The following is a 23,911-nucleotide window of genomic DNA, read 5'->3' on the forward strand; positions in this document are numbered from 1 at the left end:
GGCGGGGCATGACGCTGACAGGCCCCGGCTGGCAAGCAACAAGATGCTCGCCACGTTCTACCCTGCCATCCAACCTGCGACACTGTTCAAGTTCTATACGGAAGCCGCCGTCATCGCATCGTTCGTTACACCCATCATCGTCCCGCGGGATCAGCACACCATCTCGCGCAAGGCCATCAGCCCCAACGCCCTGCGCGTGCTGTATCGGTTGCGCGACGCCGGCTTCGGTGCCTATCTCGTCGGCGGCGCGGTCCGCGACCTGCTGCTGGGCGTGACGCCCAAGGATTTCGACGTGGCCACCGACGCCACGCCCGAGCAGGTCAAACAGCTGTTCCGCAATTGCCGCCTGATCGGCCGACGTTTCCGCCTGGCGCACGTGGTCTTCGGCCAGGAGATCATCGAGGTCGCCACCTTCCGCGCCAACAGCGATGACGGCAGCGGCGACCGCGAGCTGCACGAGGACGGCCGGCTGCTGCGCGACAACGTCTACGGCACCATCGAGGACGACGCGGTCCGCCGCGACTTCACCGCCAACGCGCTGTACTACGCCATCGAGGATTTCTCCGTTCGCGACTACTGCGGCGGCTTCGAGGACGTGATGGCGCGCCGGATGAAGCTGATCGGCGAGCCCGAGGCGCGCTATCGCGAGGACCCGGTCCGCATGCTGCGCGCGGTGCGCCTGTCGGCCAAGCTGGGCTTCACCATCGATGGCCCCACGGCCGAGCCGATTGCCCGCCTGGCGCCCCTGCTGTCCGAGGCCGCGCCGGCGCGGCTGTTCGAGGAGATCCTCAAGCTGTTCCTGTCCGGCCATGCCGTGGCCAGCTTCGAGACCCTGGAGGCCTATGGCCTGCTGCCGGCGCTGTTGCCGGAAACCGCGGCGGCCCTGGCATCCAACCGCAGCGGTGCGCTGCGCCGGATGGTGCTGCAAGGCCTGGCCGGCACCGATCATCGCGTGGCCCACGACGAACCGGTCTCGCCGGCGTTCCTGTTCGCGCTGCTGCTGTGGCCCGCGTATTGCCGCGCGTTGATCGGGCTGCAGGCCCAGGGCGTGCAGGCCGAGGAGGCGCAGCGCCGCGCCGCCGACCGCGTGACCCTGCACCAGCTGGAGACGGTGGCGCTGCCGCGCCGGTTCTCGGTGCCGATGCAGGAAATCTGGCTGTTGCAGGCGCGCTTCTCGCAGCGGCAGAAGCGTCGCGTGTTCCGCCTGATGGCGCATCCGCGCTTCCGCGCCGCCTATGATTTCCTGGTCCTGCGCATGACCGCCTCGGACGAGCACGCCGCCGACGTGGCCTTCTGGCGCGAGGCGCAGACCCAGTCCGGCGATGAACTGGCCGCCGCGCTCGGCGCGCCGACGCCGCCGGACAGCTATAGCGACAGCGATGTGGAGCCGTCCAAGCGGCGCCGTCGCCGCCGTCGCCGCAGTGGCGCCGAAGGCCCGACGCTCGAATGAGTCGCCGGTCCGTCGCCTACGTGGGCCTGGGTGGCAACGTGGGCGATAGCGGCAGGATCCTGTGCGAGGCGTTCGAGGCGATCGATGGCCTGGACCAGACGCGGCTGATCGCACGATCCAGCCTGTATCGCACCCCGGCCTGGGGTCTGCAGGCGCAGCCGGATTTCCTCAATGCCGTGGCACAGGTCGAGACGGCGTTGTCGCCAGGCGCGCTGCTGGAGGCCTTGCTGGAGATCGAGCGTCGCTTCGGGCGCAACCGCGCCGAAGAGGTGCGCTGGGGTCCGCGCACGCTGGACCTGGACCTGCTGCTGTACGAGCAGGTGGTGCTGAAGCTACCGGCGCTGACGCTGCCGCATCCGCGCCTGGCCGAGCGCGCCTTCGCGCTGGCACCCCTGGTCGAGATCGCCCCGCAGCTCATCATCCCCGGCGTCGGCGCAGCACGGGATGCACTGTCGCGTCTGCCGATCTCGGACATCCAGCGCCTATCGGAGGATAATGCGCAGCCATGAGTACCCAAGCCGATAGCAAGCCCTGGACCGTGCCCGCGCTGGCCCAGGCCAAGCGCGATGGCCGCAAGCTGGTGATGTTGACCTGCTACGACCACGGCTTCGCGCGCACGCTCGATGCCAACGGCGTGGACCTGATCCTGATCGGCGACTCCCTGGGCATGGTGGTGCAGGGGCATGATTCGACCCTGCCGGTCACGGTGGAGGACATGGTCTATCACACGCGGATCGTCGCCCGTGGCCTGCAGCGTGCGCTGCTGGTCTCGGACCTGTCCTTCCAGTCCGATGCCACCCCCGAACGCGCCTTGGATGCAGCCACACGCCTGCTGCAGGCCGGGGCGGAGATGGTCAAGCTGGAGGGCGCCGGCCACAAGCTGGAGGTCATCCGCTTCCTGGCCGAGCGCGACATCCCGGTGTGCTCGCACCTTGGGCTGACGCCGCAATCGGTGTTGGCCTTCGGCGGCTATCGCGTGCAGGGGCGCGAGGACGCGGCCGCGGCCAAGCTGCTGGCCGATGCCAAGGCGGTGGTCGAGGCCGGCGCGTCGCTGCTGGTGCTGGAGTGCGTGCCCTCGGCGCTGGCCGAGAAGATCACCGCGGCGGTGGTGGTGCCCACCATCGGCATTGGCGCCGGCCCACACTGCGATGGCCAGGTGCTGGTTCTGCACGACTTCCTGGGCCTGGACAGCGGGCACCGCCGGCCGAAGTTCGTCAAGGATTTCCTGGGCGAGGGCGGTTCGGTGGCCGGCGCGGTGCGCGCCTACGCCGAGGCCGTGCGCGCCGGCAGCTTTCCCGCGGCCGAACATTCCTACTGAGCGCCGAAGGCGTTCTTCGAGAAACCGACATGATCGAGAAGTTGAGCGAGCTGGCCGCGCTGCGAGCGCGTGTGTCCGAGTGGAAACGCCAGGGCTTGCGCGTGGGCTTCGTGCCGACGATGGGCAACCTGCACGCCGGGCACTACTCGCTGGTGGAACTGGCGCGCCAGCACGCCGATCGCGTGGTCTCCAGCGTGTTCGTCAACCCGACCCAGTTCGGCCCGAACGAGGACTACACCCGCTATCCGCGCACGCCCGATGCCGACATGGCCGGGCTGGAGGCGGCCGGCTGCGACGTGCTGTGGCTGCCGACGGTCGAGTCCATGTACCCATTCGGCGTGGAGCTGGCGGCCAAGGTCCACGTACCCGGCGTAAGCGGGGTACTGGAAGGCGCTTGCCGGCCCGGGCATTTCGATGGGGTCTGCACGGTGGTCAGCCGCCTGTTCAACCAGGTCCAGCCCGACGTGGCCGCCTTCGGCAAGAAGGACTACCAGCAGCTTGCGGTGATCCGGCAGATGGTCACCGACCTGGCCTTTCCCATCCAGATCATCGGTGGCGACATCGTTCGTGAAGACGATGGCCTGGCGATGAGTTCGCGCAATCAGTACCTGTCGGCGCAGCTGCGCCCGCAGGCGGCGCAGATCCGCAAGGTGCTGCTGCAGATGCAGGCCGGCCTGGCCGCGGGGCAGCCGCGCACGCGGGTCGAGACCGAAGCGGGCCAGCGCCTGGATGCGGCGGGCTTCGTGACCGACTACGCCGTGATCCGCCGTCCGGACCTGTCCGAGCCCGCCGAAGATGAACCCGGCGCGCGGGTGGCCTTGATTGCGGCCCGCCTCGGCACCACCCGTCTGATCGACAACCTCGAATTCTGATGGTCCGGCCCCAGGGGCTGTAACATCCCGCCTTTATTCTTTTGCCAGTACCGCCGTCATGCATCTCAGCCTGCTGAAAACCAAGATCCATCGCGCTACCGTCACGCACTCGGAGCTGAACTACGAGGGCTCCGTGGCCATCGATGGCCTGTTGCTCGATGCCACCGGCATCCGTGAGTTCGAGCAGGTCCACATCTGGGACGTGACCAACGGCAGTCGCTTCAGCACCTACGCGATCCGCGCCGACGAGGGCAGCGGCATCATCTCGCTCAACGGCGGCGCCGCGCGCCACGTGCAGGTCGGCGACCTGGTCATCATCGCCGCCTTTGCCAGCATGAGCGAGGAAGAAGCCGCCAAGTTCCAGCCGACGCTGGTCTATGTGGACGGCAAGAACAAGATCACCCACACCAACACCACCATTCCCAAGCAGGCCGCATGAATCGATTCGACGCGCTCGTTCCCCACGCCACCCGACTGGCCGGCCGCAAGGCCACCGAACTGAGCGCGTCGGCGCCTGCGCGCGCCACGGCCTTGAGCCTGCGCGTGGGCCCGGTGTACGCCAATTTCGCGCGCCAGGGCTACGACGCCCAGGCGCTGGATGCGCTGGAGCGCATCGGCCGCGAGGGGGGGCTGGAGCAGGCGTTCCACCGCCTGTTCGACGGCGAGACCGTCAACATCACCGAGGGCCGGGCGGCGCTGCACACCGCGCTGCGCGGCAACCTGTCCAAGGCGGCCACCGCGCGCGAAGCGTTCGAGACCGCCGCGCAGGTGCGCCAGCGCATGGGCGAGCTGGTGCGCCAGCTGGAAGCCAGCGAAGTCACCGATATCGTCAGCGTCGGCATCGGCGGGTCCGACCTGGGACCGCGGCTGGTGGCCGACGCCTTGCGCGACCCGGTCCCGGCCAAGCTGCGCGTGCATTTCATCTCCAACGTCGATGGCGCCGCCGCGCAGCGCACGCTGGCCACGCTGGACCCGGCCAAGACCGCCGCGGTGCTGATCTCCAAGACCTTCGGGACGCAGGAAACCCTGCTCAACGGCAAGATCCTGGCCGAGTGGCTGGGCAGCAACGAGCGCATCTACGCGGTCAGCGCCAATCCCGAGCGCGCGGCCAAGGCCTTCCAGATCGCGCCCGAGCGGGTGCTGCCGATGTGGGATTGGGTGGGTGGGCGCTACTCGCTGTGGTCCTCGGTCGGTTTCCCGATCGCGCTGGCGATCGGCTTCGACCGCTTCCAGCGCCTGCTGGACGGCGCCGCGGCGATGGATGCGCACGTGATCGCCGACCCCATGGCCAGCCTGCCGGTGCGCCACGCGCTGACGGCGGTGTGGAACCGCAACGTGCTGGGCCATGCCGCCCATGGCGTGATGACCTACGACCAGCGCCTGGCGCTGCTGCCGGCCTACCTGCAGCAGCTGGTGATGGAAAGCCTGGGCAAGTCCACCACGCTGGAAGGCGCCGAGGTCCAGGGCGAGACCGTGCCGGTCTGGTGGGGCGGGGCAGGCACCGACGTGCAGCACAGCTTCTTCCAGGCCCTGCACCAGGGCACCCAGATCGTGCCGCTGGACTTCGTCGGCGTGGTCCGTAACGACGACCCCTACAGCGAGAACCACGTCGCGCTGATGTCCAACCTGCTGGCACAGTCCGAGGCCTTGGCCAACGGCCAGTCCAGCGACGACCCGCATCGCAGCTACGCCGGTGGCCGTCCGAGCACGATGTTCCTGCTCGATGCGCTTACCCCCGAATCGCTGGGCGCGCTGATCGCCATGTACGAGCACAGCGTGTATGCCCAGTCGATCCTGTGGGGCATCAACGCCTTCGATCAGTTCGGCGTGGAACTGGGCAAGCAGCTGGCCAACAACCTGTTGCCGGCACTGAAGGGCGAAGCTCAGGCCGAGGACCCGGTGACGCAGGCGCTGCTGGCGGAAATCCGCTCGCGCTGAGTTCGCCCATCCGCTCCGGCAGCCACGCTCTCGGCGTCGGATCCATGAAATGAAAAAGCCGCGGAAGTTCCGCGGCTTTTTCGTTGCTGCCCGGGATTACCACCAACCCCAGCGGCCATAGCCATAACCCCACGGGCCGCCCCAGCGCGGGCCCCAGAACGGATCCGGGTAGGGATAGGGGCGGACCTGGACGTCCTGGATTTCCGGCCACAGATAGACCACGTCGGCCTGCATGCGCGGCAGGCGATAGTCGTACTCGCCGATCTTGGTGTTCTCCACGCCTTCCACGCGACCGATGAAGGTCACCTCGCGGCCAGGCGCGAACACGGCCGGGTCGTAGAAGCCGGCGCGGCAGGCGATGAAGCGGCCATCGGTGGCGTCGGGGTCGCTGCGCTGCGGACGGCCAGTGGCGCTGAGCGGGCGACCGATCAGTTGGAAGCAGGTGGCATCCGGGCCAGGCTTGGTCTCCACGATGGAGCCGCCCCAGCGCACCTGTGCGCCGGGCTGGCCGGCCGTGGTGGCATCGCGCGGGGTGATCGGGTTGAACTGGCCCTGCAGCGGCTTGGGTGCGGTGGCGCAGGAGGCCAGGGCCAGTGCGAGGGAGGCGACGGCCAGGCCGCGCCAGAGGAATCGGGACTTGGACATCACAGCCTCCTGAGAGCTTGGGGACGATGCCGGCGCAGCTCACGGATGAGCGGGGCAACGTCGGCGACACCGCGAGCGTAGCGCGCATGGGCGAAACGCTCGCTGAGTGTAAGCAGGACCGGGCCATTGGCGATGTCGTGGCGCGCCACACGCTGCGCCCAGCGCTGCGCGGTTTCGTGAGGTTCAGGTCCCAGGCCGCGGCGGGCGTAACGGCGCCCGACCTGATGCCAGGCGCGCAGCAGCGGGTCGGCTTCACGCTCGCCGCGCGCCAGCAGCCAGGCCATGCCCAGCAGCACGGCCGAGGCCAGCACCGCGAAGATCACACCCAGCCGGCCCGGGTCCAACTTGTCCAGGCCAAAAGGCTTGAAGAGCTGCTGTTGCCGGTTGGCATCGAAGCCGAGCACCAGATCGTTCCAGCCGCGGCGCAGCCAGTCGCCGACCTCGCGCAGGCTGCCGAAATCTGCGCCGAATCCGCCGTCCTGTCCGCCTGCGCCCAGTCGATCCTCCAGGGTGTCGTAGATGCGCTCGGGCGCGACCGCCGCGGTCGGGTCCACCCGCACCCAGCCGCGCCCCCGCAGCCAGACCTCGGCCCAGGCGTGGGCGTCCATGCGCCGCACCACCCAGTAGCCGCCGATGCGGTTGCGTACCCCGCCGACGTAGCCGGTGACCACGCGCGCGGGAATGCCGGCCCCGCGCATCAGCACAACGAAGGCCGAGCTGAAGTGCTCACAGAAGCCCTGCTTGTACTGGAACAGGAACTCGTCCACGCCGTTGTGCCCCGGCAGCGGCGTATCCAGGGTGTAGCCGAACTCGGCGTTGATCCAGCGCGTGGCGCGGCTGACGATGGCGGCATCGTCATTGCCCGCTTCCTGTCGCCACTGCCTGGCCAGGGCCAGCGTGCGCGGGTTGAAGCCCCGGGGCAGGGCCAGGGCGCGCTGGCGCAGCACGGCCGGCAGCGTGGCATCGAAGCTGGAGGCCGGCGCGGACTGCATGCGCCAGCGACGCAGCGCTGCGATCGGTCGCCGCGCCTGCAGGCCATAGTCGTAGGCCAGGCGCAGGTCCTCCGGCGCACCTACGGGTAGCTCCAGGGCCACCACGTCGCGGCGGTCGCTGGGTTCGAGATCGATCTGATAGTCCCAGCGCGTGGCCTGGCGCGTGGCGGGCTGGACCTCCAGGCCCTGCAGCCAGTCCGGGCGTGTCCAGGCGCGGCCGTCGAAATCCAGCAACACCGGCCCTCGCCAGTAGCGCTCCTGTGGCGCCGGGACCGCACCGAAGAACTGCACCCGCAGCGCCGGGCTGTCGTCGGCCATCAGGTCCACCCACTGCCCAGGCTCCATGCGGTCGGACAGGCCGGGGCGGGCGATGGCGCGCTCCGGCACGCCCCACAGCGGCTCGGCCAGGCGTGGGAACAGCCAGAACACGCACAGCCCCAGCGGCAGGCCCACCGCGATCAGCCGCAGCAGCGCCCACAGGCGGGTGCGCAGCGGCAGCGCGATATCGGCCAGGCCCGCCTCCAGATCGGCCATGCGTCGCAGCGCCAGCAGCGCGCACAGCGCGGCCAGCAGCCCCAGCGCCATCGTCGCCGGCCCCTGATCCAGCAGGAAGGCGGCAAACGGCGCGAACAGCGCGAAGCCGACCAGGCTGCGACCATCGCGCAAGCTGGCGGTCTCGCTGGGCTTGATCGCCAGCATCACCGCCAGCAGGCCACAGCCGGTATCGCGGCCGAAGCGCGAGCCCATCACCCAGAACACCGCCAGCAGCATCGCCGCGGCCAGGACCGCGCGCAGCAGCGCCGGCACCGGGCGCGACCAGGCGATCCAGGCGGTCAGCACCGCGGCGGTGCCGGTGGTCAAGGCCAGGGTCGCCGGCAGCTGCAGCAACAGCGGCAATAGCGCCGCTGCGGCCGCCGCCAGCGCCCAGGCGCGGCTCTGGCGGTCCAGCGCCAGCGAAGCAGGCCTGGATTTCATCGGGGCGCTTCTCGCGGCAGCAGCGCCAGCGCGCGCAGGCACAGGTGGCGGTGTCCCGGGCCCTGCGACGGCCCCAGCGGGGCCTGGCCCGGCAGCGCCAGGCGATAGCGTCGCGCCTGCTGCTCGGCCAGGTCCACCCAGTGCGCCAGGCGCTGGATACGCTGCTCGTAGGGCAGGGCGCTCAGGCCTTGCCAGTCCAGCATCACTTCCACCCCGCGCGGTTGTTCGAACTCGCGCACCATCAGCGTGTCGCGCCGGGCCGAGGGTTTCCAGGCCACGGCGCGCTGCGGATCGCCAGGGCGATAAGGCCGCAGGTGGTGGACGTCCTCCCCGGCAGGATTGAGCACGGACTGGCGCGCACTGCCGCCGCCCTCGGGCAGGGGCGGGCCCTGCTGCTCAGCCTTGGGGTACACCAGCAGCGAGACCTCCGGCCAGACCCAGGACCAGGCGCGCGCCAGTCCCAGCGGCTGGGTCGTGGACAGGTGCAGCCGCTCCAGCGTCAGCAGGCCACGGACCTCGGTGGGGATGTCGATCGTGGCCACTACCGGCTCCTGCTGCAGGGCGGGCACGTGCGATTGACGCGCGCCATGCCGCAGCTGCAGTCCGCGACGCACGCGGCCGTCGCGGCTGGCCAGGCCGACCTGCAGCAGCAGCGGCTGGCCCGCCGGCACCGGCTCGGCGTGCACGGTGTCCACGCGCAGCCCGGACAGCTGCAGATGGGCGGCGATCAGGCTGGCCAGTCCGGTCGTGCCCAGCAGCAGGCACAGCATCAGCGCCGGGTTGTTGTTGTAGTTCAAGGCCCCGCCCAGCATCGCCAGCATCAGCAGGGCGAAGAACAGGCCGAACCCGGTGGGCAGCACATACACGCGTCGCCGGTCCAGCAGCACGGGCAGGCGCTCGCGCCTGCGTGGGCGGGCAAACCTGGCCAGCCATGCGTCCAAGCGTTGACCCATGCGCGGTGCTCAGTCCACCGCCACCGCGTGCAGGATGGCCTTGGCCAGCGCCTGCGGCATGGCGGCCTCGGCTTCGGCGACCAGTCGATGCGAGGCCACGGCCGGAAACAGCGCCTGCACATCCTCCGGCAGCACATGCGCCCGGCCCAGCAGCATGGCGTGCGCACGGGCGGCGCGCAGCAGGGCGATGCCCGCGCGCGGGGACAGCCCTACGCGCACCCCCGGGTGCTGCCGGCTGCGCGTCAGCAGCGCCTGCACGTAGTCGATCAGGGCCTCGCTGGCGTGGATCTCCTCCACCGCCTCGCGCAGGGCCAGGACCCGCGCGGTATCCAGGACCGGATCGACGCGCGCGATCATCTCGCGGCGGTCGCTGCCGGCCAGCAGGGCGCGCTCGGAGGCCGCATTCGGATAGCCCAGCCCCATGCGCAGCAGGAAGCGGTCCAGCTGCGAGTCCGGCAGCGGGTAGGTGCCCTGCAGGTCCACAGGATTCTGCGTGGCGATGACGAAGAACGGCTCGGGCAGGGCGTGGGTCACGCCATCGAGGGTCACCTGCTGCTCGGCCATGGCTTCCAGCAACGCGCTCTGCGTGCGCGGCGGGGCGCGATTGATCTCGTCGGCCAGCAGCACCTGGGTGAACACCGGGCCCGGATGGAACTGGAACTGGCGCGACTGCGCATCGAACACCGACACGCCCAGCACGTCCGAGGGCAACAGGTCGGAGGTGAACTGCACGCGCTGGAACTGCAGGCCCAGGGTCGCGGCCAGCGCATGAGCCAGGGTGGTCTTGCCCAGGCCGGGCAGGTCCTCGATCAGCAGATGCCCGCCGGACAGCGCGGCCACGAACGCCAGCCGGACCTCGAATGGCTTGCCCAGCACCAGCCGGTTCACCTGCTCCTGCGCGGCCTTCAGGGCCTGGGCCAGGTCGTCCGGTAGCATCTGTCGAGCGGGAGGCGTGCCGTGCATCGTGATCTCGTTCCGTCGTCGAAAAAAAAGTGTAGCGGCATATGCAGGAAGAAAAACGCGCGGCCCGTTGCTTCATCGTGCTGTGGGCCGTGGCCACCGCGGTCAAACTGGTCATCGCCGCGCGGCTGCCGCTGTTCGTCGATGAGGCCTTCTATTGGCAGGAAGGCCGCCACCTGGCCGCGGCGTATTCGGATCTTCCCGGACTGACCGCCTGGCTGATCCGGCTTGGCACCGAGCTTGGCGGCCAGCATGTGATCGCCGCGCGCATGCCCTTCCTGCTGATGGCCGCGGCGTTGCCGTGGATGGTGAAGCGTGTCACGGCGCGGCTGTTCGATGCGCAGGCCGGCTGGCTCGCGGCCAGCTTGACCTTGCTGATGCCGCTGTCGGGCAGCCTGGGACTGCTGGCCTTGCCCGATGTCGCCATGGCCTTCGCCGCGATGCTGTGCCTGGAGGCGATCGCCCGCATGCTGCGGGCGGTGGATGCCGCATCGGTGCTGCTGCTGGCCGCTGGCCTGAGTCTGGGCGCGCTGTCGCATTACCGTTTTGTCGGGGTGATCGGCGTGGGCTTCCTGGCGCTGCTGTGCATGCCGCAGGGCCGCCTGTTGCTGCGCGACCCGCGCGTGTGGATCGCCCTGGCGATCGGACTGGCGGCGTGGTCGCCGCTGCTCGCATGGAACCTGCAGAACGCCGACGCCGGGTTGCGCTTCCAACTGGTCGAGCGCCACCCCTGGCAGTTCCAGTGGCGCGGCCTGGCGTTCCTGCCGGCACAGCTGCTGCTGGTCACCCCGGTGCTGGCCGCGGCGATGATCCAGGCGGTCACGCGCCTGCGACGCGACGATCCGCATCATCCGGCGGCCTGGCGTGCGCTGGCACTGATGGGCGCGTTCTCGACCCTGGGTTACGGCGTGCTGGGCTTTTTCGCCGACGTGGACCGGGTGAGCTTCCACTGGCCCTTGCAGGGTTACCTGGCGCTGCTGGTGCTGGTGCCGTGGGCCATGCGTGGCTGGACGCCAGCCTGGCGCGGCATGTTATGGGGACTGTGCGGGCTGGGGTTGCTGGGCGTGCTCGGCTACTACCTGGTGCTGTCCAGTGCCGGCCTGCGCGAGCGGCTGGCCGCTTCCAAGTACTACCCGTACAACTTCGCGGGCTGGCACGCGCTCGCGGACGCGGTGGAGGACGAGCTGGGCCGCATGCCGCCCGGGACGCGGATCCTGGCGGACGACTTCAAGGTCGGCGCCGAGCTGGGGTTCGCCCTGGACGATCCGCGGATCGCCGTGCTGGATCATCCCCTCAATCGCAAACACGGCCGGGCGCCGCAGCTGCGGCTGTGGTCACTGGAGCAGGGCGATGGCGGCGGTGCGCCCGCCTTGCTGGTGATCGCGCCTGGGGACGTGCAATACAAGTCGCTGCTGCAGCGCTACCACTGGCTCTGCGAGCGGCTGGGTCCGTTGCCGGCGCCACGCGTGGTGCACGTGGACCACGGCCAGCAGCGCTTCCTGCTGTTCCGCTTGCCGCCCAAGCGGATGCAGGGGCCCTGCACCTTGCCTGGCATGGCCTGGGTCGATGCCCCCGCGTCAGGCGCCCGCGTCGCCTCCTCCTTCCAGGTCAGCGGCTGGGCGTTCAAGGATGGGGTGGGGCTGGCCGGCGTGGACGTCCTTTTGGACGGGCAGGTCATGACGCGCGCGCAGTATGGGGTGCCCACGCCCAAGGTGGCCGAGTTCTGGAAGGACAGCAGCGATCCCCAGCAGCCCAATGTCGGCTTCACGGCACGCGTGGACGCCCGCGGGCTGGAGCCCGGCCAGCACTGGTTGGGCCTGCGCCTGCACGGGCGCGATGGCAGCGTGGAGGACTGGCCGGAGACACCGGTCCTCATCGGCCCCTGAGCGCTCAGGGCAGCTGGAAGCCGGCCTGGCGCAGCAGCCTGGACAATCCGATCAGCGGCAGGCCGACCAGGGCGGTGGGGTCGCTGGTTTCGATCGCATCGAACAAGCTGATGCCCAGGCCCTCGCATTTGAAGCTGCCGGCGCAATCCAGCGGCGACTCCTGGTCGATGTAGCGGACGATTTCGGCCTCGCCGAGAGGGCGAAAGCGCACCGTGGTGCGATCGCTCAGCCGCAGCAGCCCCTCGGCGCTGGCCACCGCCACCGCGGTGTGGAAGTGGACCGCCTGGCCGGACATGCGTTGCAGCTGCTGCAGGGCCGCCTGGCGGGAGCCGGGCTTGCCCAGCGGCTGCCCAGCCAGGTCGGCCACCTGGTCCGAGCCGATCACGCAGGCCTGTGGATGCAGGGCCAGGCCCGCGCGCGCCTTGTCCTGCGCCAAGCGCAGGGCCAGGTCCGCCGGCAGTTCGCCCTCACGCGGGGTCTCGTCCACGGCGATCGAGGCCGTCTCGAACGGCAAGCGCAGCCGCGACAACAGCTCGCGCCGATACGCCGAGGTGGACGCCAGGATGAGTTGCATGCACGATGCCCGCCTTGTCTGGGGCGCAGAGTCTGTGCGCTGCCGGGCCATGGCGGCAACCTGACCAGGCCCGATTTGACACCGGGAAGCCTGATCTCTACCATTTTGCGGCTTATGTCCGCGAACCTGCCCGAGAAGTTGGATGCTTGGCGCATGGTGGCGGCGCGGCGCAGTTTCCAAGGTCGCGTCCCATTGTCACAGCTGACGCGCCTGGACGGCCTGCTGGTCGATGCCGAGGGAGACGTGCAGTACGCATTGCAGTTCGATCGCGATGCGCTGCAGATTCCCTATGTGGAGCTGAAGATCGCTGCTGAGTTGCCGCTGGAATGCCAGCGCAGCCTGCAGCGTTTTCTGTTCCCGGTGTCGATGACGCAGCGTCTGGGCCTGATCCGTGACGAGGCCGATGAATCGGCGCTGCCGCCCGAGTACGAAGCGCTGCTGGTGCCCGAAGACGGCATGCTGCGGCCGTTGGATCTGGTGGAAGACGAACTGGTGCTCGCCGTGCCAGCCGTCCCGCTGGATCCGGACACGCCGGTGGTCGACCAGGAATGGTCGCCGCAGGCCGAGGAGGCGGAGCGGGCCAACCCGTTCGCGGCGCTGGCCTCGTTGAAGCACAAGAACTGACCGCTACGGCGGCCCGCAGCAACACGAATCGCAGTTACACGAACCCGTTGGAGCAAGACCATGGCAGTACAGAAATCCCGAGTCACCCCGTCCCGCCGCGGCCAGCGCCGTTCGCACGATGCCCTGACCGCCAAGCAGCTGGCGACCGATCCGACCACCGGTGAGACCCACCTGCGTCACCACGTGACCGCCGACGGCTACTACCGTGGCAAGAAGGTCATCGCCACCAAGACCGCGATCGTCGACGAAGAGTGATGCCAGGGCGCGCCCAGGCGCGCCGTGGTTGATCCATGGGTAGTCACGGCCCGCATGCGGGCCACGTCGCGGGAGCGCACATGAGCCAGCCGGCACCTCACGGCCGTATTTTTTCGCGTATCGCCGGCACCGGGAGTTTTCTGCCGGAGAAGGTCCTGACCAACGACGATCTGTCGAAGATGGTCGAGACCAGCGATGAGTGGATCCGCAGCCGGACCGGCATCCAGGAGCGTCGCATCGTCGTCGATGGCGAGACGACCGCCGACCTGGGCCATGCCGCTGCCGTGCGCGCGATGGAGGCGGCAGGTGTGACCGCCGCCGACATCGACATGATCGTGGTGGGCACCACCACGCCGGATCTGATCTTTCCCTCGACCGCCTGCCTGATCCAGGCCCGCCTGGGCGTTGAGCGCTGCGCGGCGCTCGATGTCAATGCGGCGTGCTCGGGCTTCCTCTACGCCCTGAGCGTGGCCGACAAGTTCATCCGCTGCGGCGATGTCCGCACGGTGCTGGTGATCGGCGCCGAGACCCTGAGCCGCATCGTCGACTGGACCGAGCGCACCACCTGCGTGCTGTTCGGCGACGGCGCCGGCGCGGTGGTGCTCAAGGCCGACACCGAAACTGGCGTGCTCAGCACCCACCTGCATGCCGATGGCAGCAAGAAGGATTTGCTGTGGAATCCGGTCGGCATCTCCTGCGGGTTCAAGGCTGACGAGGCCAACTTCGGCGCCAAGATCACCATGAAAGGCAACGACGTGTTCAAGTACGCCGTCAAGGCGCTGGACGCGGTGGTGGACCAGGCGCTGGAGGCCAACGGCCTGGACAAGCACGAACTGGATTGGCTGATCCCGCACCAGGCCAACCTGCGCATCATCGAGGCCACCGCCAAGCGGCTGGACATGTCGATGGAGCAGGTGGTGGTCACCGTGGACAAGCACGGCAATACCTCCGCCGCCTCGGTGCCCCTGGCCCTGGATGCGGCCGTGCGCGACGGCCGGATCCAGCGCGGGCAGCTGCTGCTGCTGGAAGCCTTCGGCGGCGGTTTCACCTGGGGTTCGGCGCTGCTGCGCTATTGATGCGCGCAGCCGCGGCAACGGCCGCGGCGCAAGAAGTGGTTTCCAGAACGTCTGGCTTGCCGGGTCGTCCGGCAGGCCAAGTCGTGCGCTGATCGATCGGCGCGCGACGGCAGAAGCGTTCGACGCTGTCGCCTAGGCGGGCGTCGTCGCGGGAGGTTTGCCATGGTGGAACAGATGCAGCTCGCCTCGCGTCAGCAGGCTTGGCTGAAACACTATCCCGAAGGGGGACGCGCCTTGTCGCTGGGTGCGCTGAGGATGCTGGTGGACCGGCTCGGTATCGGCCCCTTGCGCCCGCCGCCGCATCGTGGCGGCGATGCGGCACGTGCGATCGAGTCGCGGCGCCTGCGCGAACTGGCCGCCCAGCAGGTCAACGTGCCGCGCGTGCTGGGGCAGGGCCGGCGCTCGCTGATGCTGAGCGACAACGGACGGTCGTTGAACACCTGTCTGCGCGAGGCGGCGTCGGACCAGGCGCGCGATGCGCTGGTGCAACGGGCGGTGCAGGCCATCGCCCAGGCGCATGCGCAGGGCGCGTACCTGGGCCAGCCGGTGCCGCGCAACATGACCTTCGATGGCAGCCGCATCGGCTTCATCGATTTCGAGGAAGACCCGCTCGAGGTAATGACGCTGACCCAGGCGCAGGCACGCGACTGGCTGATGTTCGGCTATGGCGTGGCGCGCTACTACGAGACGCGTCCGCAGATGTTGCAGCAGCTCATCTCCGAGGCCATGGTCCGGCAGGACGCGCAAGTGCGGGAAGCGGCGCATCACGCCACCACGCGCTTGCAGCGACTGGCCGGCGTTGCCCGGCACCTGGGGCGCTCGGCACGCAGGCTGGCGCAGGCCATCGTGGTGATCCACGGCGCGAGCGCGCTGGGCGTGCTGGTGGTCGTTGGCCTGATGGCCGATTACTTCAGCGATGGCGACCTGGACGTGCTGCGGGTGTTGCTGGGCTGAGGCCGGGCATACGCCGCAGTACAGACGCAAGGCGCATTTCGCACGTATCATCGCCCGCTGCTTTTTCGAGGTGCCTGCGTGACCGACTCCAATCTCGCCTTCGTGTTCCCCGGACAGGGGTCGCAGTCGCTGGGGATGCTGGCCGAACTGGCCGAACTGCACCCGCAGGTGCGCGACACCTTCGCCGAAGCCTCCGACGGCGCCGGGGTGGATCTGTGGACGCTGTCCCAGGGCGGGCCGGAAGACATGCTGGGCCGCACCGAGTACACCCAGCCGGCATTGCTGGCCGCGGGCATTGCCGTGTGGCGCCTGTGGCAGCAGCAGGGCGGCGCGGTGCCGGCGACGCTGGCCGGGCACAGCCTGGGCGAGTACACCGCGCTGGTCGCCGCCGGTGCGCTGTCGCTGAAGGACGGCGCGCACCTGGTGCGGATCCGCGGCCAGCTGATGCAGGACGCCGCACCGGCTGGCGTCGGCGCCATGGCCGCCGTGCTGGGCGCCGAAGAAGCCTTGGTGACCGAGGTCTGCGCGCAGGTCTCCGGGACCCGGGTGGTGGTGCCGGCCAACTACAACTCGCCCGGCCAGATCGTGATCGGCGGCGATGCCGAGGCGGTCGATGCGGCCATCGCCGAGCTCAACGCGCGTGGCATCCGCAAGACGGTCAAGCTCGCCGTCAGCGTGCCCTCGCACACCCCGCTGATGCGCGATGCCGCCAACCGCCTGGCCGAGACCATCCAGGGCATGTCCTGGCACCTGCCGGCGCTGCCGGTGGTGCAGAACGTGGATGCGCAGGTGCACGACAGCATCGAGGGCATCGCCGATGCGCTGGTGCGCCAGCTGTACCTGCCGGTGCGCTGGACCGAGTGCGTGCAGGCCCTGGCCAGCGGCGGCGTGACTCGCGTGGCCGAGTGCGGCCCTGGCAAGGTGCTGACCGGCCTGGTCAAGCGCATCGACAAGTCGCTGGACGCGCGCGCGCTGGCCACGCCGGCCGATTTCGCCGGCGCGCTGGAAGCCTGGGCTTGCTGATGTTCCCGTGCCGCATCGGCGGCACCCGATTCCCGCCATCCAAAGGACGCATTCCATGAGCAAGCCACTGCAGGGCGAAATCGCGCTGGTCACCGGCGCAAGCCGCGGCATCGGCGCGGCCATCGCCGACCTGCTGGCCGAGCAGGGCGCCACCGTCATCGGCACGGCGACCACCGACAACGGCGCCCAGGCCATCGCCCAGCGCATGGAAGCCCTCGGCGGCCATGGCCGCACGCTGGATGTCACCGATGCGGCGGCGATCGAGGCACTGGTCGATGCGACCGCCAAGGAGTTCGGCCCGATCTCCATCCTGGTCAACAATGCCGGCATCACCCGCGACAACCTGCTGATGCGGATGAAGGAAGAGGACTGGCAGGCGATCATCGACACCAACCTGTCCAGCGTGTTCCGCACCTCCAAGGCGGTCATGCGCGGCATGATGAAGGCGCGCAAGGGCCGCATCATCAACATCGCCTCGGTGATCGGCCTGGTGGGCAACCCGGGGCAGGCCAACTATGCGGCGGCCAAGGCGGGCATCATCGCCTTCTCCAAGTCGCTGGCCAAGGAGATCGGCAGCCGCGGCGTGACCGTCAACGTGGTCGCCCCGGGCTTCATCGATACCGACATGACCCGTGCGCTGCCTGAGGACGCCAAGGGCGCGATGCTGGGCCAGATCGCCCTGGGCCGGTTCGGCGAGGCGAGCGACATCGCCAACGCCGTGGCCTTCCTGGCGGGCCCCTCGGCGGCCTACATCACCGGCGAAACCTTGCACGTCAACGGCGGCATGTACATGCCGTAAGCGAAAATCAGGCCGTAAGTGGCTGATTCAGAAGCGGTCGAGGGGGTCTGCCCGTTGCCGGTTCTTTACACTAAACTATTCGTTGTTTTCCCCAACTCCGCGTGGAGCGATATCCATGAGCAGCATTGAAGAGCGCGTCAAGAAGATCGTTGTCGAACAGCTTGGCGTTAAAGAAGAAGAAGTGACCACCAGCGCATCGTTTGTCGACGATCTCGGCGCTGACTCGCTGGATACCGTTGAGCTGGTGATGGCGCTGGAAGAAGAGTTCGAGTGCGAGATCCCGGACGAAGAAGCCGAGAAGATCACCTCCGTGCAGCAGGCCATCGACTACGTCAAGGCGCACGTCAAGGCCTGATGCGGGGTTGAAGCAAGTCGTGCCGGGGCCGCGCATGCGGCCCCGTGCGCATCTGGCGCCGCCAAGGGCGCCCCTGGCCGGCATCGGGCCGGCAGCATTCTTACCGTGGAGTAGAGCGTTATGAGTCGACGTCGCGTCGTGGTCACCGGCATGGGCATGGTTTCGCCGCTGGGCAACGATCTGGCCACCAGCTGGGACGGCATCAAGAATGGCCGTTCGGGCATCGGTCCTGTCACCTCGTTCGACAGCTCCACGTTTCCGACCCGCATCGCCGGCGAGGTGCGTGACCTGGATGTCACCAAATTCGTGAATCCAAAAGATGCCAAGAAGATGGATGCCTTCATCCACTACGGCATCGCCGCATCGCTCATGGCGATGGAAGACTCCGGGCTGGAGATCAGCGAGGCCAATGCCGAGCGCGTTGGCGCGATCATCGGCTCGGGCATCGGCGGCATCCTCGGCATCGAGCAGCAGACCGAGAAGTACCTTGATGGCGGCGTGCGCAAGGTGTCGCCGTTCTACATCCCCAGCACCATCATCAACATGCTGCCCGGCCACCTGAGCATCATGAAGGGCCTGAAGGGCCCGGGCTTCTCGGCGGTGTCGGCCTGCGCCACGGCCAACCACTCCATCGGCATGGCCATGCGCATGATCCAGTACGGCGATGCCGATGCGATGGTCGTGGGCGGCGCCGAGCGCGGCTCCTCGCCGACCTCGATGGGCGGCTTCTGCTCGATGAAGGCCATGTCCACGCGCAACGACGATCCCACGCGCGCCTCGCGCCCCTGGGACAAGGACCGCGACGGCTTCGTCATGGGTGATGGCGCCGGCATCCTGGTGATCGAGGAATACGAACACGCCAAGGCCCGCGGTGCGCGCATCTACTGCGAGCTGGCCGGCTTCGGCGCCAGCTCCGACGCCTGGCACATGACCGCCCCCAGCGAGGACGGCAGCGGCCCGGCGCGCTGCATGGTCTCGGCCATGAAGGACGCCGGTATCAACCCCGAGCAGGTCGAATACCTCAACGCGCACGGCACTTCCACGCCGCTGGGCGATGTGGCCGAAACCCTAGCGATGAAGCGCGCCATGGGCGACCACGCCTACAAGATGATGGTCAGCTCCACCAAGTCGATGACCGGCCATCTGCTGGGCGCGGCTGGTGGCATCGAGGCGATCTTCTCGGTCATGGCCATCCACGACGGCGTGATTCCGCCCACCATCAACCTGGACAACCCGGGCGAGGGGTGCGACCTGGACTACGTGCCGAACGTGGCGCGTGAGAAGAAGATCGACGTGGCCGTCTCGAACGGTTTCGGCTTCGGCGGGACCAATGGGACCTTGGTGTTCCGTCGAATCTGAGGGTTATAGGAACGAGCGGAGAGGAACGAGGAACGAGTGAAGGCGCCTCCCGTTTTGTGGTTGCCTTTGCGCCTTGTTCTGCCGCTTCCAACTTTGCGTCGCGTTGCTGATTCATCTCTGCGGTGGCGTCTTTGGTGCTGCCGGGTGGAATCTGCACGTCCTGAGAGCGTGCTGCCGGCATCGCACGCCTCGGGCTTCCACTCGTTCCTCGTTCCTCTCCACTCGTTTCTCGCTCAATGATTCACAGCCATCCGCTCCCAGCCGTCCCCGACCTGCTGGTCCTGCACGGCGTGGCGCCGCAGCGCTATCCGATGCTGCTGGAGTCGGTGGCCTCGGGCACGGCGCATGGGCGCTGGGATCTGCTGCTGGTGGCGCGCGAGGGCGAGGCGCTGGTGCTGGGGGCCGACGGCATCACCCGTGACGGCGCCGGGCAGCCCCTGCAGGGCGATTTCCTGAAGTTGCTGGACCAGGCCTGGCAGGCCGTGCCGGCCGTTCGCGACGCACCGCAGTGGCCCTTCCGCGGCGGCTGGGCGCTGATGCTGGGGTATGAGCTGGCCCAGCAGGTCGAGCCGACCCTGCAGCTGCCCCAGCGCGAGGACGGCCTGCCGGTGGCCATGGCCCTGCGTTGCCCGGTCGCGCTCCTGCATGACCGCAGCAGCGGCCAGGCCTGGGTGGTGGGCGAGGCCGGCAATCAGGCGCTCATGGCGCAGGTCCTGGCGGACGTGGCACAGGTGGCCGGCACGGCGCCGGACTGGCCTGCCTGGCCTGGCGTGCCGGAATTGCAGGAGGACCCGCCGGCGCACTTCATTGCCGGCGTCGAGCGCATCCTCGATTACCTGCTGGCCGGCGACATCTTCCAGGTCAACCTCTCGCGTGCCTGGCACGCGCCGCTGGCGGCGCCCGCCTCGGCGGCGCAGCTGTACGCGCGCTTGCGCTTGGCCAACCCCGCGCCGTTCGCCGGCCTGTTCGTGCAGCCGGAGTGGGCGGTGGTGAGCTCCTCGCCCGAGCGGCTGGTGTCGGTGCGCGGCGATGTGGTGGAAACACGGCCCATCGCCGGCACCCGCGCGCGCTTCGAAGGCGATGACGATGCCGACCGCATTCGTGAACTGGTCGGCCATCCCAAGGAGCGCGCCGAGCACGTGATGCTGATCGACCTGGAGCGCAACGACCTGGGTCGTCTGTGCACGCCGGGCAGCGTAGAGGTCGATGAACTGATGAGCGTTGAGAGCTACGCCCACGTGCACCACATCGTCAGCAACGTCCGCGGTGTGATGCGCCAGGGCGTGACGCCGGGCCAGGTGATCGGCGCGACGTTCCCCGGCGGCACCATCACCGGCTGCCCCAAGGTGCGCTGCATGGAGATCATCGCCGAGCTCGAGCGCACGCCCCGCGGCGCCTACACCGGCGCCTTCGGCTGGCTCAACCGCGATGGCGACCTGGACCTCAACATCCTGATCCGCACCGCCGAGCTGCAGCGCACGCCCGCGGGCCAGCAGCTGCGCTTCCGTACCGGCGCAGGCATCGTGGCCGACTCCGATGCGGGCCGCGAGCTGGAGGAAACCCGCGCCAAGGCCCGTGGCCTGCTGCGTGCCCTGTGAGCGGTGGCCGGGGCGGGGCTGTCGAATCAATCGCTTACGAGGCGTTCGGCCGTTCACGGTATCCTGACCGGCCTGTTTCGAGCCCGGCGCTGCCGGAGGCAACGTGGTTTCAGCCTTGAGGCGCGGCTGCCGCGCAGTGGCGATCTTCCTGTTGGTGGTGGTCCTGGCCGTCGCGGCGGCCGGGGCGATGGTCTACGTGCGCTTTGAGCGCTTCCAGAACACCGCCATCCCCAACCTGGCCGAAGGCCAGACACTGCAGGTGCAGCGCGGGGACTCCTTCGCCCGGGTGCTGCGGCGCCTGCGCGAGGCGGGCATCGACGTTGGCTACGATCTGGAGTGGCAGCTGCTGGCGCGGCAGATGGACGTGGCCGCGCGCCTGAAGGTCGGCGAGTACCCGCTGACGCCCGGGACCAGTCCGCGCGCGCTGTTGCAGCGCATGCGCGATGGCAAGGTGCTGCAATACCGCTTCACCATCGTGGAGGGCTGGAACATCCGCCAGCTGCGTGCCGCGCTGGCCAAGGCCACGCCGCTCGTCCACCGCAGCGATGCCCTGGACGACGCCGCGCTGATGCAGGCGCTGGGGGCGCCTGGGCAGCACCCGGAGGGGCGCTTCCTGCCGCAGACCTACGTCTACATCCGTGGCGATACCGACCTGGAAGTGCTGGGACAGGCGCACGCGGCCATGCAGAAGGCGCTGGCCGAAGTCTGGGCGCAGCGCGCGCCGGAGCTGCCGATCGCAACGCCGGAGCAGGCGTTGATCCTGGCGTCCATCATCGAGAAAGAGACCGGCATCGCCCAGGAGCGCCCGCAGATCGCCGGTGTGTTCGCGCGCCGATTGAAGATCGGCATGCCCCTGCAGACCGATCCCACGGTGATCTACGGCATGGGCAGCGCCTACGACGGCAACATCCGTCGCCGCGACCTGACCACCGATACGCCGTACAACACCTACACCCGCGCCGGCCTGACGCCCACGCCGATCGCCATGCCCGGGGTGGATGCGCTGAAGGCCGCGGTGAACCCGGCGCCAGGCGATGCGCTGTTCTTCGTGGCCCTGGGCGATGGCAGCGGGCGCCACGTGTTCTCCGCCTCGCTGTCCGAGCACAACGCGGCCGTGGCGCGCTACCTGCGCAACCTGCGGCGCCCGCCGCTGCCGGAAGAAGCGCCGGTGCCGGAGGCCGCGCCGCGATGAGCCGGGCCATCCTCCAGCATCGTCGCTTCATCAGCCTGGAAGGCGGGGAGGGCGCGGGCAAGACCAGCGCCATCGCCGCCATCCGCGAACAACTGCAGCGCAGCGGCGGCGAAATCGTGCTCACGCGCGAGCCCGGCGGCACGCCGCTGGCCGAACAGCTGCGGGCCCTGCTGCTGGGGAAGCATGAGGAAATCCTCGTGCCCGAGGCCGAACTGCTGATGATGTTCGCCGCCCGCGCCCAGCACGTGCGCAACGTGATCCAGCCAGCGCTGCAGCGCGGCGCCTGGGTGATCAGCGACCGCTTCACCGACTCCAGCTATGCCTACCAGGGCGCCGGGCGCGGCCTGGACCTGAGCCTGCTGGAGACGCTGGAGCAGAACGTGGTCGGTCTGCGTCCCGGGCTGACGCTGCTGCTGGACCTGGACGTGCGCGAAGGCCGTGCACGCACGGCCGGACGCGACCTGTGGCCGGACCGCATCGAAAGCGAGCGCGACGATTTCTTCGAGCGTGTGCGCGAGGGCTTCCGCCGCCGCGCGGCCGCCGAGCCGGAGCGCTTCCGGGTGATCGACGCGGCGCAGACGCCGCAGGCGGTGGCCGCCGATGTCGGGGGTGCGGTGCGTGCGTGGATGGAGGCGGCCGAGGCATGAGTAACGCGTTTTCGCCCTGGCAGCAGCGGGCCTACGCGCATGCGATCTCGGCGCTGGATGCCGGTCGCATGGGCCACGGCCTGATGGTCTGCGGCCCGTCCGGACTGGGCAAGCGCGAGGTGGTGGAAGCGATGGCGCGTTACGTGCTGTGCGGCGGCACGCCAGCGCCGGGCGATCGCAACCTGCAACTGCTCCACGCCGGCACGCATCCGGACATGCACCGGGTGTCGTTCATCCCCACGCGCGATGGCAGCAAGCTGCGCACCGAGATCGTGATCGACCAGATCCGCGACTTGTCGCAGAAGCTCTCGCTGACCCCGCAATACGGGCGCGCGGTGGTGGCCATCGTCGACCCGGCCGACGCGGTGAACCGCTCGGCCTACAACGCCTTGCTCAAGACCCTGGAAGAACCCGCGCCCGGCCGTTACCTCTGGTTGATCGCCAGCGATGTGATGCGTCTGCCGGCCACCATCCGCAGCCGTTGCCAGAAGCTGGAGTTCCGCCTGCCGGCGGAGGAGGAAGCCCTGCAGTGGCTGCAGGTGCAGGGCCACGATGCAAAAGCGGCTGCCCAGGCGCTGGAGGCCGCACGCGGTCATCCCGGGCTTGCCGACGAGTGGCTGCGCAACGATGGCCTGGCGCTGCGGCAGGAAGTGGCGCGCGACCTGGAACGCGTCCGCCGCGGCGAGGCGGGCACGGTGGAAACCGCGCAACGCTGGAGCGGCGACGAGCACGCGGACCTGCGGCTGCGCCATGCCGCCGACCTGGCCCTGGCGCAGGCCGCATCGGCTGGCTTGACCGATCCGGCGCGATTGAACAAGCTTGCCCGATGGTTCGACGCGGCCAACCGGACCCGCGACCTGCTGCGAACCACGGTTCGCGCGGACTTGGCCATGGTCGAGCTGTTGTCGGCCTGGCGTGAGAGCAACAGCGGCCCGTCCGCACATGGAGATCGTCGATGAATGTTCCGGTAGGCGGCAAAGGCATGCTTTCCCTGGCCGTGAAGGACAAGGCCTCGCTCTACAACGCGTATATCCCGTTCGTGAAGCAGGGCGGCATTTTCGTGCCCACGCCCAAGCGCTATTTCCTGGGCGATGAAGTCTTTCTGTTGCTGACCCTGCCCGAATCCAGCGAGCGCCTGGCCATCGCCGGCAAGGTGATCTGGGTGACGCCCGCCGGCGCGCAGGGCGCCAGGACCGCGGGCATCGGCGTGCAGTTCGCCGATAACGCCGATGGCGAGGCGATCAAGAACCGCATCGAGACCCTGCTGGCCGGCACGCTGAGCGCCGACAAGCCGACGCACACGATGTAAGTCGTCGCCCTACACGTAGGCTCCAAGCCTGCAGTGGAGGGATGGCGATCAAACAGCAGCTCCGTCGCAGAGCGTAGGTTGCGAAGGTCTCACAAGCATGCTGTGGGAGCGGGATTCAGCTGCGGATGGACTTCGCGGTTTGATTCGGACTTCGTAG

General features: G+C 69.1%; 25 protein-coding genes. 20 read left to right on the plus strand and 5 right to left on the minus strand.

Translation table 11 applies throughout. The annotated features are described in order from the left end of the window. Positions 1-43: 43 nt before the first annotated feature. The 6 genes from pcnB to pgi are packed head-to-tail and all read left to right on the plus strand — an operon-like array spanning position 44 to position 5,578. The gene (gene pcnB, locus EPA99_RS16610) at positions 44-1,450 is read left to right on the plus strand and encodes a polynucleotide adenylyltransferase PcnB (protein WP_129472366.1); all 1,407 of its coding nucleotides are present in this window, start codon (positions 44-46) and stop codon (positions 1,448-1,450) included. Continuing rightward, positions 1,447-1,959 carry a 2-amino-4-hydroxy-6-hydroxymethyldihydropteridine diphosphokinase gene (gene folK, locus EPA99_RS16615; protein ID WP_129472367.1) on the plus strand — a complete coding sequence of 171 codons (513 nt, stop codon included), beginning with the start codon at positions 1,447-1,449 and terminating at the stop codon, positions 1,957-1,959. The genes pcnB and folK overlap by 4 nt, the downstream gene beginning before the upstream one ends. Continuing rightward, on the plus strand, positions 1,956-2,768 hold the full coding sequence (gene panB, locus EPA99_RS16620; RefSeq protein ID WP_129472368.1) for a 3-methyl-2-oxobutanoate hydroxymethyltransferase: 813 nt from the start codon (positions 1,956-1,958) through the stop codon (positions 2,766-2,768). The genes folK and panB overlap by 4 nt, the downstream gene beginning before the upstream one ends. Positions 2,769-2,797: 29 nt before the next feature. Beyond that, positions 2,798-3,640: a pantoate--beta-alanine ligase gene (panC, locus tag EPA99_RS16625; RefSeq protein WP_129472369.1), complete on the plus strand. Its 843-nt coding sequence runs from the start codon at positions 2,798-2,800 to the stop codon at positions 3,638-3,640. A gap of 58 nt (positions 3,641-3,698) precedes the next feature. Further along, positions 3,699-4,079 carry an aspartate 1-decarboxylase gene (panD, locus tag EPA99_RS16630; protein ID WP_129472370.1) on the plus strand — a complete coding sequence of 127 codons (381 nt, stop codon included), beginning with the start codon at positions 3,699-3,701 and terminating at the stop codon, positions 4,077-4,079. Next, positions 4,076-5,578 (plus strand): glucose-6-phosphate isomerase, encoded by a 1,503-nt coding sequence (gene pgi, locus EPA99_RS16635; RefSeq protein WP_129472371.1) that lies wholly within the window; start codon positions 4,076-4,078, stop codon positions 5,576-5,578. The genes panD and pgi overlap by 4 nt, the downstream gene beginning before the upstream one ends. A 96-nt stretch (positions 5,579-5,674) precedes the next feature. Here the strand turns inward: pgi and EPA99_RS16640 are convergent, their stop codons facing one another. The 4 genes from EPA99_RS16640 to EPA99_RS16655 are packed head-to-tail and all read right to left on the minus strand — an operon-like array spanning position 5,675 to position 10,106. Then, a complete protein-coding gene (locus EPA99_RS16640) occupies positions 5,675-6,223 on the minus strand; it encodes a Slp family lipoprotein (protein ID WP_129472372.1) in 549 nt (182 codons plus the stop codon). Further along, on the minus strand, positions 6,223-8,190 hold the full coding sequence (locus EPA99_RS16645; protein ID WP_129472373.1) for a transglutaminase TgpA family protein: 1,968 nt from the start codon (positions 8,188-8,190) through the stop codon (positions 6,223-6,225). Before EPA99_RS16645 ends, EPA99_RS16640 begins: the two co-directional genes overlap by 1 nt. Further along, a complete protein-coding gene (locus EPA99_RS16650; RefSeq protein ID WP_129472374.1) occupies positions 8,187-9,143 on the minus strand; it encodes a DUF58 domain-containing protein in 957 nt (318 codons plus the stop codon). The genes EPA99_RS16645 and EPA99_RS16650 overlap by 4 nt, the downstream gene beginning before the upstream one ends. Before the next feature lie 9 nt (positions 9,144-9,152). Continuing rightward, positions 9,153-10,106, minus strand: a complete 954-nt coding sequence (locus EPA99_RS16655) for an AAA family ATPase (protein ID WP_129472375.1) — start codon at positions 10,104-10,106, stop codon at positions 9,153-9,155. A 41-nt stretch (positions 10,107-10,147) separates the two neighbouring features. On the opposite strand from EPA99_RS16655, the gene EPA99_RS16660 reads away from it, so the two are divergent. After that, a complete protein-coding gene (locus EPA99_RS16660; RefSeq protein WP_129472376.1) occupies positions 10,148-11,989 on the plus strand; it encodes an ArnT family glycosyltransferase in 1,842 nt (613 codons plus the stop codon). Positions 11,990-11,993: 4 nt separating this feature from the next. Here the strand turns inward: EPA99_RS16660 and EPA99_RS16665 are convergent, their stop codons facing one another. Next, positions 11,994-12,563 (minus strand): Maf family protein, encoded by a 570-nt coding sequence (locus EPA99_RS16665; RefSeq protein ID WP_129472377.1) that lies wholly within the window; start codon positions 12,561-12,563, stop codon positions 11,994-11,996. A 114-nt stretch (positions 12,564-12,677) separates the two neighbouring features. Here EPA99_RS16665 and EPA99_RS16670 point away from each other — a divergent pair, with 114 nt between their 5' ends. From EPA99_RS16670 to EPA99_RS16730, 13 genes are all read left to right on the plus strand, one after another. Continuing rightward, the gene (locus EPA99_RS16670) at positions 12,678-13,187 is read left to right on the plus strand and encodes a YceD family protein (RefSeq protein WP_129472378.1); all 510 of its coding nucleotides are present in this window, start codon (positions 12,678-12,680) and stop codon (positions 13,185-13,187) included. A gap of 60 nt (positions 13,188-13,247) precedes the next feature. Then, a complete protein-coding gene (gene rpmF / locus EPA99_RS16675) occupies positions 13,248-13,442 on the plus strand; it encodes a 50S ribosomal protein L32 (RefSeq protein WP_129472379.1) in 195 nt (64 codons plus the stop codon). An 80-nt stretch (positions 13,443-13,522) separates the two neighbouring features. Further along, entirely contained in the window at positions 13,523-14,518 is a 996-nt protein-coding gene (locus tag EPA99_RS16680) for a beta-ketoacyl-ACP synthase III (RefSeq protein ID WP_129472380.1), read from the plus strand. A 162-nt stretch (positions 14,519-14,680) separates the two neighbouring features. Further along, positions 14,681-15,472 (plus strand): BUD32 family EKC/KEOPS complex subunit, encoded by a 792-nt coding sequence (locus EPA99_RS16685; RefSeq protein ID WP_129472381.1) that lies wholly within the window; start codon positions 14,681-14,683, stop codon positions 15,470-15,472. Positions 15,473-15,550: 78 nt separating this feature from the next. Then, positions 15,551-16,495 (plus strand): ACP S-malonyltransferase, encoded by a 945-nt coding sequence (fabD, locus tag EPA99_RS16690; RefSeq protein WP_129472382.1) that lies wholly within the window; start codon positions 15,551-15,553, stop codon positions 16,493-16,495. Between the two features lie 55 nt (positions 16,496-16,550). Next, positions 16,551-17,294 (plus strand): 3-oxoacyl-ACP reductase FabG, encoded by a 744-nt coding sequence (gene fabG / locus EPA99_RS16695; protein ID WP_129472383.1) that lies wholly within the window; start codon positions 16,551-16,553, stop codon positions 17,292-17,294. A 115-nt stretch (positions 17,295-17,409) separates the two neighbouring features. Then, on the plus strand, positions 17,410-17,649 hold the full coding sequence (acpP, locus tag EPA99_RS16700; RefSeq protein WP_014161144.1) for an acyl carrier protein: 240 nt from the start codon (positions 17,410-17,412) through the stop codon (positions 17,647-17,649). A 120-nt stretch (positions 17,650-17,769) separates the two neighbouring features. Further along, the gene (gene fabF, locus EPA99_RS16705) at positions 17,770-19,008 is read left to right on the plus strand and encodes a beta-ketoacyl-ACP synthase II (protein ID WP_129472384.1); all 1,239 of its coding nucleotides are present in this window, start codon (positions 17,770-17,772) and stop codon (positions 19,006-19,008) included. A gap of 236 nt (positions 19,009-19,244) precedes the next feature. Then, entirely contained in the window at positions 19,245-20,606 is a 1,362-nt protein-coding gene (locus EPA99_RS16710) for an aminodeoxychorismate synthase component I (protein ID WP_129472385.1), read from the plus strand. A gap of 103 nt (positions 20,607-20,709) precedes the next feature. Then, a complete protein-coding gene (gene mltG / locus EPA99_RS16715) occupies positions 20,710-21,798 on the plus strand; it encodes an endolytic transglycosylase MltG (protein ID WP_129472386.1) in 1,089 nt (362 codons plus the stop codon). Continuing rightward, positions 21,795-22,445 (plus strand): dTMP kinase, encoded by a 651-nt coding sequence (gene tmk, locus EPA99_RS16720; protein ID WP_129472387.1) that lies wholly within the window; start codon positions 21,795-21,797, stop codon positions 22,443-22,445. The genes mltG and tmk overlap by 4 nt, the downstream gene beginning before the upstream one ends. After that, on the plus strand, positions 22,442-23,404 hold the full coding sequence (locus EPA99_RS16725; RefSeq protein ID WP_129472388.1) for a DNA polymerase III subunit delta': 963 nt from the start codon (positions 22,442-22,444) through the stop codon (positions 23,402-23,404). Before tmk ends, EPA99_RS16725 begins: the two co-directional genes overlap by 4 nt. After that, the gene (locus EPA99_RS16730; protein ID WP_129472389.1) at positions 23,401-23,754 is read left to right on the plus strand and encodes a PilZ domain-containing protein; all 354 of its coding nucleotides are present in this window, start codon (positions 23,401-23,403) and stop codon (positions 23,752-23,754) included. The genes EPA99_RS16725 and EPA99_RS16730 overlap by 4 nt, the downstream gene beginning before the upstream one ends. Positions 23,755-23,911 lie beyond the last annotated feature (157 nt).

Origin of the sequence: Pseudoxanthomonas composti, from assembly GCF_004122095.1 — a bacterium.
GTDB lineage: Bacteria > Pseudomonadota > Gammaproteobacteria > Xanthomonadales > Xanthomonadaceae > Pseudoxanthomonas_A > Pseudoxanthomonas_A composti.